Genomic DNA, 13,918 nt, shown 5'->3' on the forward strand with positions numbered 1-13,918 from the left:
AGCGGCCGGCCGACCGCTGTCCCCGGGGTTCGGCGGTCTCTTCGCGCGCCGGACGACGCGCGGCGATGTCCGACTGGGTGCGGCCCGACCGCTGAGCACGGTGGCCACCGGACCGAGGAACGCCAGGACGAACACATAGGGCATCGCGATGGACTCGATAACCGGGATCTCCGTACCGACCAGCGCGATGATCACCAGCGAGAACTCCCCGCGCACGATCAGCGCGGTGCCCGCGCGTAGCTGGCCGGCCCGGCCAACGCCTTCCCGGCGCGCCGCGTACATCCCCGAGAGGACCTTGGTCGTCGCAGTCACCAGGGCCAGCGCCACCGCCACGGGGAGCATCGGGATCAGTGACACCGGCTCCACGATCAGCCCGATCGAGACAAAGAAGATCGCGGCGAACAAGTCGCGGAGTGGACTGAGCACCTCACGGGCGCGGCTGGCCGACTCGCCGGTCAGCGTCAGGCCCACCAGAAACGCGCCGACTGCAGCGGATACGTGCACGTATTCAGCCAGACCCGCCACGATGAGCGCCACCCCGAGAACGCGCAACAGCACCAACTCGGAGTCCGGCGGAACCAGGCGAGCCACCATATGTCCCCAGCGGTACGACGCCACGAACGCGACCGCCAGCGCCGCCATCGCGATGGCCATCCCGACCACCGCGTGCCACCAGGCGCCACCGGCAGCGAGCACCGCGAGCAGGGGCAGATACGCCGCCATGGCGAAATCTTCGAGAACGAGCACCGCGAGCACGGCCGGGGTTTCGCGGTTACCCAACCTGCGCAGGTCGGTCAGCAGTCGCGACACCACCCCCGAGGACGAAATGTAGGTAATTCCGGCCATCGCCAGGATCCCCACGAAATCAAGTCCCAGAAGCCATCCGGCCAAGGCTCCGGGGGTGCCGTTGAGCGCCAGATCCACCCACGCCGACGGCAGATGTTTGCGCATACTGGCGGCGAACTCAGTGACGGAGAACTCCAGGCCCAGGGTCAGCAGCAGCAGGACGACGCCGACCGTCGCGCCGGTCTGGATGAAGTCGACGGCGGAGGGCACCAGGGGCAATCCCCCGTCGCCCAGCGCCAGCCCGGCCAGCAGATACAACGGGATCGGGGACAGCGACACGCGCCGTGCCAGCCCGCCCAAGATGGTCAGGATGACCAGCAGAAGGCCGATCTGCAGCAGGAGAGAAACCGAATCATGCACCTGCTCAACCTTTTTCGAAAATATTCTCAACCTGTGTGATGCCAGTGGCGGTCCCGATGACGACCAGAACGTCACCCGGGTTCAGCACTTCGGCCGGCCCCGGCGACGGCAACACCTCCTCGTCGCGCACGACCGCGACGACGGAGGCACCCGTGCGGGTCCGCACCCGGGCGTCACCCAGGGGGTGGTTGGCGTAGGGGCTGCCGGCTTCCACGGCCACCTGGCCGGCATCGAGCCCGGGAACCTCGTGGGTCAGGTCGGCGAAGCGCTCGGCGATGCGGGGGGCTCCCAGGATCTGCGCCAGCGCCTCGGCCTCCTCCACGTTGAGGTGGAAGAGCGGTTGGGCGGCATCGGGATCCTCGGCCGCATAGAGCACCACCTCGAAGTCCCCGGCCCGCTTGGCGATCACGCCGATGCGGTCGCCCGCGGAGTTGTCGAATTCATATCGCAGCCCCACACCGGGCAGAAGCACTTCGTTGACGTCCATGGGTGGATTCTCGCGGATGCCGTGGGGCTTTGGCGCCGACCTCGCATACTGACCCGCCGGAATCCCATCCTGACCCGATGGTGCGGGTCCAGACCCAGCCGACCGGATCTAGCCGGCCAGACCCAGCAGCTCGTCCACCGACCACTGATCGTCGGCGTTCCGACCGTATTTGGCCGCGAGCACCCGACCGTCGGACCCGATCAGAAAATCCCCGGGCAACCCGAGGTGTTCTTCCCCGACCCCCGCCGCGCCACGCATCGAGCTGAGACCTCTCATGCCGCGCGCGGCCGACGACCAGGTCCGCGGATTCACCAACGCTTTGGGCGAGGACTCGACACCGAATTCGCGGTACAAGTTTTTGCCGGGGTCGGCGATCGTCGCAAAGGGCAGCTCCCCCTGAAACTCGCGCAACGCCTGGGCGCTCGAATGAAAGACCACCACTTCCCGGATACCCGCGGCAACAATCTCGTCGTGCCGCTGGCTGATCGAGCGCATGTGCCGATTGCAGATCGGACAACCGGCGAAGCGACGGAACTGCAGGTGCACCATCCGGGCCGGGTCGGGCACTAGCACGGTCGCATCGTGGATATCCGAGAGTTCACGCGAGGTGACAACGTCACCGACTTCGATTTTCGGCATGGCCCAGCCAATCACGTGCCGGTCGAGCACGTCGAGGACGCTCAGCGCGCTGATCGTTAGGCCGGTCTGGTGAGGGCTGCTTCTCAGCTGCGCTTCACCGCACGCGCGCAGATTTCCACCGCGAATCGCTCATCGTGATGGTCCAGCTCTCGGCGGGTGAATTCGTGTGCGCAAAGGCCACGGATCTCACCGGCTGCGGTGAGTGAGTTTCCGTAGGCTCGCATCTCGATATCTGCGGGATCGAAGTTTCGCTCCATGACCATCTGCAACCCCAGTCGGGTAAAGCGCCAGAAATCTGTGTACGCCTCCGAATCACACATGCTCACGTGCGGCACTGCGACCAGCAGCACTCCGCCGGGTTTGAGGATGCGGTACATGTCATCGACCGCGGCATCGAAATCATCGATCAGTTGCAGCACGTGAGTACAGACGATGCAGTCGAAGGTGTTGTCGGGAATATCGTTGGGCTTGGTGAGATCGGCTTGGACGGTGGTCCCGGGAATCCCGTCTTCCAGGTTCAGCACATCGATCTGGGTGAGCTGTGTCGGGTCACCGAAGCGATGGATGTAGTCGTCCGAAAAGAACTCCAGGACCCGACCACTGATGTCTGCGGCGAACTCAGGAAGAAACTTGCTCTCCAGGTAGAACCGCGCGATTTCCAGGCCACGGTCATAACTCCACTGGTAGCTCAATGGCCGGATACCCAGACCCAGGCGTGTCCGCGCATACGGTGAACCGAACAACTGCCGCGCGGTATTCATCCGCCTCCGGGCAGAGTCCGGCAATTTCTTCCCCACGTTGCGAATCAGTTCGCCCATTCGCCATTCCCCGATCTACCTCAAGAGGCGGTTACAACTAAACCACAACGGACAGAACAGCCATCGGATCATGGACTGTCGGGGAATGTGGATTTACCGGTAGTGAAGTTGCCCGACACTTGCGATGCAAGTGACTTTCCAGAGCCGGACCGGTTAGCGTGAGACAGCACCGACAATCCTCGCTCAGCTGCCATTTTCTATATTCCGACGCCCCATATCGTGGGCTATGAGTCGGTAGACCGAGGCGGAGCGCGGGCGGAGCGTTCTGGCGTTTGGCGATGACGAGGAGGCTCAACTGCCTACGATTCAGACGATGAGATGGAGACTGCTGCGCCGCCTTGGAGCGCTCCTCGGGGTCACCGCGATGCTCGTCGTGGCGGCTCCGTGCGCGGCAGCCGACGACGGCGCCCTCCTCGATGCTCCGACGCTGTCGCTGGCCGATCTGGGCTCGGGCGCCACTCTGTCCTTCTATGGAGAGACGAGCTCGACCACCTTGTCGTTTCCGGTACCCGCCGGACTGGTGCCCGTGACGCTGAACACCACGCTTGACTTCCCGTTCAACCTCCGGTCCGGAATCCTGACCGTCATGCAAGATGATCGGATCATCAGCAGGCTTGGATTACCTCTGGCGGATTTGGCCCCGTTCATCATCCCCCTCGACGGCGTCAACGTCGTCAACGGTTCGGTGACCATGACTCTGAAGCTGACCGCTCTTCCAGAAGACGGTTACTGTCTCGACGACTCCGCCGCGGTGAACCTCATCCGCGGTTCGGTCACCTACGCGGGCATCGAAGTCGCTCCAACCACCGTCGCCGACTTCCTTCCGTCGATTCTGCGCGCCGTGACGATCGCCGTTCCCTCGACGCCATCACAAGCCGAATCAGACGCCGCGGTGCAGCTTGCCACTGCCTTGGCCAGCCGTTATCGGAGTCAGGCCCCCCGAATCGCCCTCGTTCCGCTTGCCGACGGTGCGACGACACTCGATGGCCCGTCGCTGCCGATGGAACGCCAGATCATCATCAAAGAGGGTCCGGACGAAGGACTGTCGCTGATGGGCGACGCCGGTGTTCCCGAACTTTTCATCTCCGGGCCACCGGACAAGCTGACGAACCAAACTCGACTGCTTACCGACAGCTCGTTGGGAATGGCGGTCAGTAGAAAAGCAATCGCCGACAAGCTGCACCCGAACCCGTGGCTACCCGGCAACTCCGCGACGCTGGCGCAGCTGAGGCAGCCTGGTCTGACCTCGGTAGGGCCTGCGCCGCAGGTGAATATCGCGTTGGATCAGACCCAGTTCGGCCACCCCACTCAGGGATTCCGGGTACACCTGCTGGGTTCCCACACCCCCGTTCCGGCCGCTTTGGGCGCCCAACTGACTGCCTCCGTCGGCGGTGAGGTGATCGATACCTGGTCGACCGATGGGGGCGGCACGATCGACCGTTGGGTGGACATTCCCGACCGGCTCATCTTCCGCTATACCAGCCTGGATATCATGGTCAACACGAGCGGAGATACCGGGCGCTGCAACGAGTTCAGGCCGATCACGTTGAGAATCGCGGGCAATAGCGTGGTTGAGAGCAGTCCCGCCAAGCCGCCGATCCCGCCGGGGTTCGGTTCACTGCCACAGGCCCTGATGCCGCGGATGCAGGTCGGTATCGGTGCGAACAGCTTCGCAGACACCGCGCGCGCGACGCGGATTACGGTGGGACTGCAAAAGCTGAGCGCGGTGCCACTGCAGACCGCGGTGACAACCATCAGCCACGCAATCGACAGCAACGATCCGGCAATCCTCGTCAGTCCCGACGGTTGGACCGACACGTCCATCACGCTGCCGGTGAGCGCCGACAAACAGGTCCTCACTCTGGCCGGCTCCAATCCCGATGAGCCAGACACCACGTTGACCCTCGACGCAGAGGTGCGGTTCGGTTCGCTGCAAACAGTTTTCGACGGACAACGCTCACTACTGATTGCCACGTCCAATGAGGCGCCCGACCAGCTCGACGAGCTGCTGCGGTCGCTGGACGGTGACGAGCTGGGGTGGTCGCAGTTACGCGGCAGCGCAGTCGTCAAGGTGGCCGACCGCAAGCCCGCCCTGGTTCAGGGACGCACCCCGGAAAGCGTCTACGGCCCACCGGGATCGAGTGCAACGCAGGAGGGCTCGAATTCAACGGGCGATTCGATCCTGCTTTGGTCGATCGCCGGCGGTCTGGTTGCTGCGGCGGTCGCCATCGGCGCCGTTGTTTTCAGGCGGCGAGCCAGGCGAACACCGCCCGACGGCGGCGATGTGGGCCGACACAGTGACGGGCAGTCTTAGCGTCAACTTCTCGGTATAGTCACCCGAATGCAGGCACTCGTTACCGGCGCTGCCGGCTTTATCGGCTCGACTCTGGTCGACCGCCTGCTGACCGATGGACACGCCGTCGTGGGCATCGACGACCTCAGCACCGGCCAGATGGCCAACCTCGAAAACGCGCACAGTCACGATCAATTCGAGTTCGTCCAAGCCGACCTCATGAGCCACGACCTGGGGTCACTGCTCGGTGCCCGCAAGCCCGAGTTGGTGTACCACCTGGCAGCCCAGGTCGACGTACGCCGCTCGGTGACCGATCCCGAATTCGATGCCTCGACCAATGTGGTCGGCACGGTGCGGCTGGCCGAAGCAGCGCGCCGTGCCGGTGTTCGTAAGGTGGTTCACACGTCCTCGGGCGGATCGATCTACGGCGTACCGGAGAGCTATCCGACCGACGAGACGACGCCGCCCGATCCCGCCTCACCGTATGCGGCGGGCAAGCTGGCCGGCGAGATCTACCTGAACGCCTTCCGCCACCTTTACGGCATGGACTGCTCCCACATCGCACCGGCCAATGTTTACGGCCCACGCCAGGACCCGCACGGCGAGGCCGGGGTGGTCGCGATCTTCGCCAAAGCGCTGCTGTCTGGTGCTCCCACGAAGGTGTTCGGCGACGGGTCCAACACCCGTGACTACGTCTTCGTCGACGATGTGGTCGACGCGTTCGTGCGGGCCTCGGGCCCGGCCGGGGGCGGGCAGCGGTTCAACGTCGGCACCGGAGTGGAAACCACAGACCGGGCTCTGCACACCGCGGTGGCTGCAGCCGCCGGGGCGCCCGATGATCCCGAGCTAGCACCCGCGCGCCTCGGCGATCTGGAGCGATCTTCACTGGACGGCAGCAAGGCCCAGGAGGTGCTGGGTTGGACCCCACGGGTACCGCTCATCGAGGGCGTTCGGCGCACCGTCGAATACTTCCGCCGGCTGGGCTGACCGGGGTTCCGGCATCCGTGAGCCGGGCGTCCTACTGACTGCGCAATATCGGTAACCCCTGGTAGAGGCGCGCAGCGACATCGTCCCACGAAGCTGCCGACCTGAGGTCCTGCGCACCCGTCTCACCCAGGGTGCGCGCCAATTGTGGGTCCTCGAGGAGACGAACCACCGCCGCGGCGAGCGCTTCGGGATCCTCAGGGGCGACCAGCAGTCCGGATTCCCCGTCACGAACGACAGCGGGAATGTCGCCGACGCGGGTCGCGACGACCGGTCTGCGCAAGGTGTGCGCCAAGTGGGCGACCCCGGATTGACTACTCCGCTTGTACGGCAGCACGACACAACGGGCCCGAGCAAAATACGACGACACCTCGGCCACCGGAATGTACCCGATCTGCAGGCTCACGCCGGCGAGGTTCGAAACCTGTTGCCGCAGTACGAGTTCGTCGATGTCTTGACTCAGCGCACCAGCGATGACCAGCTCGGCGTCTGGGACTGCAGCCCGCACCATCGGCCACGCCTCACACAAGGTGTCGATGCCCTTGTACGCGGTGATCAGGCCGAACGAGAGTGCCACGGGCCCAGTGGCTTCCGCACCCGGGATGGGAGCGTTGGCGAAGATGCCCTCGTCCCCGTGCGGGATGACGTGAACCGGAGCGGTAATCGGCCAGGTCGCGGTCAGGATCTGTTTCGCCTTCTCGCCGAGGACGAATGCGACATCCAGGTCGGCGTACGCGGTGCTCAGTGCGCGGTCGGTGGTGCTAGAGGTCTTGTACAGGGAATCTTGGCCAGGCTGTTCGACCACCGGACGCGGCTCGTGCGCGACAGCCGCCAGGACCGCGTTCGGGAGGGCTTTGCGTACCAAATGCACTCCCCAGCCGTCGATCGGGAACCGCCACGCTGACCAGATGACCGCGTCGGGTCGAGTACGGAGGAGATGCGCCAGTAGGACTGCCCAGGCCAAGCTGTACTGCCCGGCCCGAACCCCCCGGCGGGCCCGGCGCCACCACTGGGGGGCGTCTGCCCCGGCGGCGGGATGCCAGGTCGGTAAGACGGCGCGCACCCGGCACCCGGGCTCCCGAGAGGTCAGCTCGGGTGAGGGGCCAGTGATCAGTTCGACGTCCACACCGGATCGGGCGAGCGCCTCGCCGAGCTGAAGAGAGAATTGGAACAGCCCTCCGGAGGGGGCGAACTCCACGAGTGCGATTCGTCGCGGACGCACAACGACGCCTTTCTCCGTCAGATCACCCCGTGGGTCCCGGTGATGTGGCCTGCCTCGTTCCTTTCGGGCAGCGATGGCCCGTTCGTATACCGCGCCCAGATTCTTGACCCAGATGTCGGAGCTGAAATGACTCTCGTATCGCACTCGCGCGGCTCGGCGCATTTCGGCAAAGGCAGCCGGGTCATCGATGGCGATCGAGGCCATCTTCGCGATGCCGGCACTGAGCTCAGCAGGGCGGCCGGCTTCGACCAACAATCCGCAGTCTGGCGCCACGATGTCAGGGATGCCCCCGACATCCGTCGCGACGATCGGTCGGGCACCGGCCAACGCCGAGAGCAGCGCGGTCGGCAGGGCGTCCTCCAGGGAAGGATGGACGACGAAGTCGGAAGCGGCGATCAGGTCCGCCGCATCACTACGGAAACCCAGGACACGGACCCGTTCACGCAGCGCGGAGTCGGAGTCGACAGTGGAGCGAAAACTCTCCAGCAGCGGTCCGTCACCGGCCAGAGCCAACACCAGAGGGAGGTCGGCGGGGAGCAGGCGGACGGCTTCCAATAGGTCCGCGTGCCCCTTCTCCGGCCGCATCAGGCTTACGCACGACGCCAACAACGCCCCGTCGGGCACCCGCAACTCAGCGCGAATCGCCGACGAATCGTCCACTACCTCTGGATCACCAATCCCATTGGGCAACACGATAATTGATGAATCATCACCGGAGTACTGGGCATACCAACGACGTTGAGCAGTGGAGAGGGCGATCACCGTGCTGGACAAGTGCCGACGCGCGAACAGACCAATCTTGACCCGCGCCCGATGCATCCGCGAGGTCGGGATGTCGATCACATGCAGCGTCGAGACCGACGGAACACCCACCAACCGCGCCGCGATACCGCCGACCACATCTGCGTGCTTGAGATGGGTATGCACAATGTGGACGTGCTCGTCCCGAAGCAAGCCGGCCAGCCGCCAGACCGCGGTGACGTCGTAACGACCCGTGTGCATTTCGTACACCGTCGCGCCGAGAGCGCGCAGCGGTGGTACCGCCCGGTTGTCCACCCCGGCAGCGCATTGCTCATCGGACAGGCCGATGACGATCAAACGAATCCCCGCCGCCGTTGCGGCCCTGGCCAACTCGACGAGCAGCCCCTCAGCTCCACCCGGGCCTAGGGAATGGATGACATGGGCTACGGTCAGCGACGCTGACGGGGTGCCGCTGATCGCCTCCTGGTACAGCAGTCCAAGTCGGTCTACCCACTTGGCCATGGAGTACTTTTTCTGAGCCTGGGCGCGCCCCGCGGCGCCGTATGCCGCCGCCCGCGCGCGATCGCCGATCGTGTCCAAGAGCGCGTCGGTGAGGGCGGGGACGTCGCGGATCGGAACCAAGCGGCCGGTGATCCCGTCGACCACGATCTCACGGGTTCCGCCCGCGTCGGTAGCCACGACCGGAAGCCCCGAAGCACCTGCCTCGATCAGCGCCGTCGGCAGTGCTTCGTCCACAGATGCCGATACGACGCCGTCGACGCGACGAAGGATTTCGGCCACGTCTTCGCGGCGACCGAGGAACTCTACCGATTCGCCCAATCCTGCTGCCGTCACAGCTTGTTCGATATCACTGCGACTCGGGCCGTCACCGATCACCAACAGGATCGCACCGGGGTGAACCGCCACGACGTCGATCCACGCCCGAATCAGGTCCACATGGTTCTTGTCTGGGCGCAGCGCGGCGACGACAGCCCACACCGGGGGCTCGGATGCGCGGGCACCAGCACGCACGGTATACCGCTCCACATCGACCCCGTTGGGAATCATCCGCCAGCTCGCACGCGCCGGTCCATGCACGAGCGCGTACTGGTCGAACGCATGCTGTGAGACGAGCACCAGCCGGCCCAGCCGGGCCGGGATCCGCACCGAAAGGCGCTCCTTGAACCACTCGCGGCGGCTGGAGTGCCGCTGGGGGCTCAGGTGCAGGGTCGCTACCACTGGCTTGCCGGCTAGTCGCGCGGCAACTGGGACCAGGGTAGCGGCGTAGCCCAGGTGGGCATGCACAACATCCACCCGAGCGCGCCGCAACGTTCGCACCAGCCCGAAGAACCCCGCCGGGTCGAGGAGTTTGTCCACCGACAGGTACTCAGGTTGCAGACCCGCTTCGGTGAGCCGGTCGAGCATGGCGTTTCGGTCCTGGCTCGCTGACGCCAGACTCGCTACTGAAACATCCAGTGCTGCTGGGTGATAACGGCCCAACTCGGCGATCAGGTTCTCGGCTCCACCGAAGTTGAACGAGTCCAGGATCATCAGCACCCGGGTCGGATCGGACATGTTGTCTTGCCCTTTCATCGCTGCTCCGGTGTTTGACTCAACTCCGCAGGCCCGATTCCGGACGGATCGTCGGCGGTGTCGCCACGGCGGGACGTCCGCCGCAGCCTGCCAAGGCAATACGCGAGGACAACGCCGAGCGACACGCCGATCATGGCGAGGGTAGTCGCTCCGAAACGGGAGCGCGGCGAACCGTTTCCCTCGAAGGTCATACCTCCGGCGTCGGCGGCCGGGGAGGGCTCTTCCACAGAATCCTCGTCGGCCGTCGATGGATCAGCGACTCGGCCGCGCGCGGAACGTACTGCCGCCAACCCCGCAGCGAACAGTTCGGACGCGGTCACTCGAAGCGCGGCGATGTAGGCCAGCAGCCCGGCCGAGCCGGTGAGTAGGAGTATCAGCGGGTCGGGTAGCCCGCCCACCAGTCTGCCCAAGCCGAGCATCACCACCGCCATGAACGCCGCCGCCGGCATCGGACGAAGCACCGCCCTCGCCAGCGAAGCCGCGGGAATCCCCGCCACCGACCGCACGATCAACATGTTCGCGACGAAGGGCACGGTCTCGACCGCCAGCAGTACCAGGGCCACCATGACGATGCTGTGGCCCGCCGCGAACCAGATCGGAGCGATCATCAGGCCCAGGTGTCCCACGGTTGTCGCTATCATCAGCGATGCTCGTCCCATGGCCTTGAACACATCGCCGGCATGCCACGATGCCGAGTAGACCAACGTATAGATCGACAAGATCGCAAGTACCGGCGCCGCATCGGCGTACTGATCCCCGTACATGGTGCCGATCACCGCGGGTGCGGCAGCGGCCAGGGTAACGCCGATCGGAGCGCTCAGTGCCACCGCCGCAGTGGTTACCTTGAGGTATTGGTCGGCCAGCAACTGGCGAGAGTGCTGCAGTCGCGACAGCGAACTGAACAGCACCTCACTGATCACGATGCACAGATTGAGCACGAGCAACTCGGGGAGACGATAGGCGAGCGTGTAATAGCCGAGTTGCTCGTCTCCCAGCCGGATCCCGATGAAAAGGTAGTCGATATTCGAGATCGCGAAGCCCAACAACGCGGCTGCGGTGAGCGCGACTCCGAAGCGGACGAGGCCCCGTGCTTCGTGCCTGTCGAAACCGAATTCGACGCGGGTGCGAGCCACCCGCCAATACAGCACGGTGGTGACGACGGTCCCGGCAAGCTGACCGTAGACCAGACTCCACACCCCGACGCCTTGAGTGGCCAACCCGATGGTGAGTGCGGCTTTGACGGCAGCACCCAGGAACTCCGGCCAGATTCGTTTCCGGAAGTCGAGATCACGGCGCAATCGAGCAGCCGGGATCACGCCGAGTGCTGAAATGGCCAGCCCGATGGCCAGCACCCGAATCAGCGGCGTCAGCTGAGGTTGGTCCAGCAGCTCGGCGCCCAGGGGCGCGGCAGCAGCGAGCGCGACGCCGAACACCACGCCGAATATCACCGAGAGGGTCAAGCCGGTTGGCGCGAGTCGATTCCATTTCCCGGGATGCTGAACAAGCGCAGCTCCTACCCCGAGATCCTTCATATAGTCGAACAGGTTGACGACCAGCAATGCCAGAGCGAACAGCCCGAAATCGGCGGGCACGAGCAACCGCGCCACGACGACTGTCATGATCAACGTCGAGCTCTTACTCAGCCCGAAAACCAGATAGTTCCATGCGGCTTGACGCCCCGTCGAGGGAGGCGAGTCCGCTGCGCTCTCCCGCGCAGACAGCACGGAGGGGGACTCCCCGTCGGCGGGTTGGTGGCGATCTGCGGTCACGTGTGAACTCTCGTCCGATGAAAACCGCGTGATCTGGAACTCCCGGGAATGATGCGATTCCTGGGACATGATAAACGCATCGCGCAGACTCAGTGCCTCAGTTCACGCGACTGCCATGGCGAGAGGACGTATGCGGCTGCAACGACCTAGCGGGAAGCAAATCTCAGCGGGAAGCAAAGAGGTAATGGGCAGCCCATGGACGTGGGTCTTCAGCATTCCGAGTCACGGTGAAATCTGCATCCACCAGAAGATCATGAACCGCGTCCATCGTGCGGTAGGACTCGTCGCCTGTTTCATCGGCGAGAAAGTCGTGGCACCCGATCGCGGCATGTCCGACGATGGGCAACACGTCGAGCGCTCCGCGGAGCGCGCCGACCTCGGCCCCTTCGATATTCATCTTCAGGAAGTCGATACGCTTCAACTCCAGCTTGGCTACCAGATCGGAGATCGTGACGGCAGGGACCTCGATCCCCCCGGCGCCGATCCGGTTTTCCTGACAGAACCCTTCCCGCAGGTCGCTGATCATGACCGGTTGGTCGGAGTCCATCACCGCGGCGTGGATCAACTCGACGTTGCGTAGGTCGTTCAGCCGACACGTCCGCTCGAGCATGTCGAATGTCGCGGGGTGAGCCTCCACAGCGACGACCTTGCCCGAATCCCCCACCATGCCGGAGAACGGAAGGGTCTCCGTCCCGATTCCCGCCCCGATGTCGAGCGCCACATCGCCTGGGCCAGGGGCATATTCGCGCAGGAACACGTCTCGGGTGAAATCAACGCACTGTTCGACACCCATGCCGCGCGGGTATGGCATGAGCATGGCGCCGCCGGGGGTTCGCTTCAGCCAACCGCCAGATGCGGAATCGTAGGTGATCCGGGCACGTTCACCCGCAACGGATGCAACCGCGGAGGCGGCCAGGCCGATGAGCCGACGAGCCGGCCTTCGGTTGACGGCGTCGAAGGCGGTGTGCTTAAAGCTCATTTCTGCAAGATAGCAGTAGCTTGGCCGCAGCCGGACCGATGATCTGTGCTGAACTACCTGGCTCTACGGCGGAATTCGACAAGCGCGCGAGGGCATCGCTTCACTTCAACACTCTGAGCTTTTCCCACGGAATATGCTCCATCGCATCGTAATCCCAGCGGAAGCCCGCGGCCTCATAGATGGCTCCCACCGTGCCCGGGGCGGCCTGGCTGTCGAGTTCGAAACTGACGCTCAGCGGCGCACCCCCCACATCCATGACGTAGCCGCCGTAGCGCTGCATCGCGGTCGCCACCGCGAGCTCGCCCGGCGTCAGACCCAGCTCGCCCAAATCCAGCGAAGGGTCCAGCTGAAGGAGGGCGCCCTCGGGGATGCAGTCATCACGCGTCGACCTTCCATCGCTCTTCGTTGCAGGCGGTCGGAACGTCGGGCACGCATTGTTCGTCTGCAGCGCCAACGCGTGCGGGATTTCACCCGCGGCGATCTCCGCAACGCGGATAACGCCGGCCAGCCGGGAGGCACCTGCGCCGGTTGCCGCGCCGCCCCAGCCTGAGTCATAGAGGTTGTTGACCGCGCCCCAGCTCGTCGACCATTCATCCGCGCCCTTCACCGCCTGCCAGAACTCGAAAATCTTGCCACTGCCCTGATCTACGATCACCAGCACGCCATCTGAACCGGAATTGGGATGCGCGCCGTCCGGAATGAACACCGGTTGAAGGTCAAACGGACAGGTGCCCCAGTCGAAATCGACGCAGCCCACATCGTGAGCTGGCGTGTCCCAACGTTTGTGGTGAATCGGTATCCCGAATTCCACCAGGTTGGCAAACAGGGCGCGCTCGGGTTGCACAGCCGCGATCATCGACGCGCTGTTGGGATCGATCGTTGGGTTCGGCGAAATGGATGTCCGCCATGGGCTGGTCTCTGCAAACGGGTTGGCCAGCATCTTGACGTGCGACGGTTGGCCCGCTGCGGCCAGCGCTCCGACGACCATGGCGGTGACGCCGACAAGCACCACACCGATCCGCCACGTCCAGCGCGGGGTTCGCACCCGCCCGCGCTTGCCGGTAGTAGCCATCGGTTCCCTTATTTCGGTCACGTCTTTCGGTCACGTCGCCTGAATGTATTTCGGCGCGGCACCGACCTGATGATTCTCTCGGTACCGCCGCGTCCAGCCCGTGACTCAGCTGGCT

The 13,918-nt window shown here is 64.7% G+C and carries 9 protein-coding genes and 1 pseudogene; 2 read left to right on the forward strand and 8 right to left on the reverse strand.

The genetic code is table 11. The features are described from left to right. Positions 1-72: 72 nt before the first annotated feature. The 4 genes and pseudogenes from ACPGXI_RS08970 to ACPGXI_RS08985 form a co-directional block, all read right to left on the reverse strand. A pseudogene (locus ACPGXI_RS08970) lies at positions 73-1,206 on the reverse strand (cation:proton antiporter); the annotation flags it as partial. A gap of 4 nt (positions 1,207-1,210) precedes the next feature. Beyond that, positions 1,211-1,693, reverse strand: coding sequence for a cation:proton antiporter regulatory subunit (locus ACPGXI_RS08975; protein ID WP_526651959.1), 483 nt, complete (start codon positions 1,691-1,693; stop codon positions 1,211-1,213). 108 nt (positions 1,694-1,801) lie between these two features. Continuing rightward, positions 1,802-2,332, reverse strand: coding sequence for a peroxiredoxin-like family protein (locus ACPGXI_RS08980; protein WP_526652022.1), 531 nt, complete (start codon positions 2,330-2,332; stop codon positions 1,802-1,804). 83 nt (positions 2,333-2,415) lie between these two features. Then, entirely contained in the window at positions 2,416-3,150 is a 735-nt protein-coding gene (locus ACPGXI_RS08985; RefSeq protein ID WP_526651961.1) for a methyltransferase domain-containing protein, read from the reverse strand. A 313-nt stretch (positions 3,151-3,463) separates the two neighbouring features. Between ACPGXI_RS08985 and ACPGXI_RS08990 the strand changes: the two genes are divergently transcribed. Both ACPGXI_RS08990 and ACPGXI_RS08995 read left to right on the forward strand, forming a co-directional pair. Then, entirely contained in the window at positions 3,464-5,464 is a 2,001-nt protein-coding gene (locus tag ACPGXI_RS08990) for a hypothetical protein (RefSeq protein ID WP_526651963.1), read from the forward strand. Between the two features lie 27 nt (positions 5,465-5,491). Further along, positions 5,492-6,430 (forward strand): NAD-dependent epimerase/dehydratase family protein, encoded by a 939-nt coding sequence (locus ACPGXI_RS08995; RefSeq protein WP_526651965.1) that lies wholly within the window; start codon positions 5,492-5,494, stop codon positions 6,428-6,430. A 31-nt stretch (positions 6,431-6,461) separates the two neighbouring features. On the opposite strand, the gene ACPGXI_RS09000 is transcribed toward ACPGXI_RS08995, so the two are convergent. From ACPGXI_RS09000 to ACPGXI_RS09015, 4 genes are all read right to left on the reverse strand, one after another. Beyond that, the gene (locus ACPGXI_RS09000) at positions 6,462-9,983 is read right to left on the reverse strand and encodes a glycosyltransferase (RefSeq protein ID WP_526651967.1); all 3,522 of its coding nucleotides are present in this window, start codon (positions 9,981-9,983) and stop codon (positions 6,462-6,464) included. Beyond that, the gene (locus tag ACPGXI_RS09005; protein ID WP_526651968.1) at positions 9,980-11,752 is read right to left on the reverse strand and encodes a lipopolysaccharide biosynthesis protein; all 1,773 of its coding nucleotides are present in this window, start codon (positions 11,750-11,752) and stop codon (positions 9,980-9,982) included. The genes ACPGXI_RS09000 and ACPGXI_RS09005 overlap by 4 nt, the downstream gene beginning before the upstream one ends. Positions 11,753-11,915: 163 nt before the next feature. Continuing rightward, positions 11,916-12,731 carry an FkbM family methyltransferase gene (locus tag ACPGXI_RS09010; protein ID WP_526651970.1) on the reverse strand — a complete coding sequence of 272 codons (816 nt, stop codon included), beginning with the start codon at positions 12,729-12,731 and terminating at the stop codon, positions 11,916-11,918. Between the two features lie 100 nt (positions 12,732-12,831). Then, a complete protein-coding gene (locus ACPGXI_RS09015; protein WP_526651972.1) occupies positions 12,832-13,803 on the reverse strand; it encodes a hypothetical protein in 972 nt (323 codons plus the stop codon). Between the last annotated feature and the right edge of the window lie 115 nt (positions 13,804-13,918).

Origin of the sequence: Mycobacterium sp. (genome assembly GCF_049608025.1) — a bacterium.
Classification (GTDB): domain Bacteria; phylum Actinomycetota; class Actinomycetes; order Mycobacteriales; family Mycobacteriaceae; genus Mycobacterium.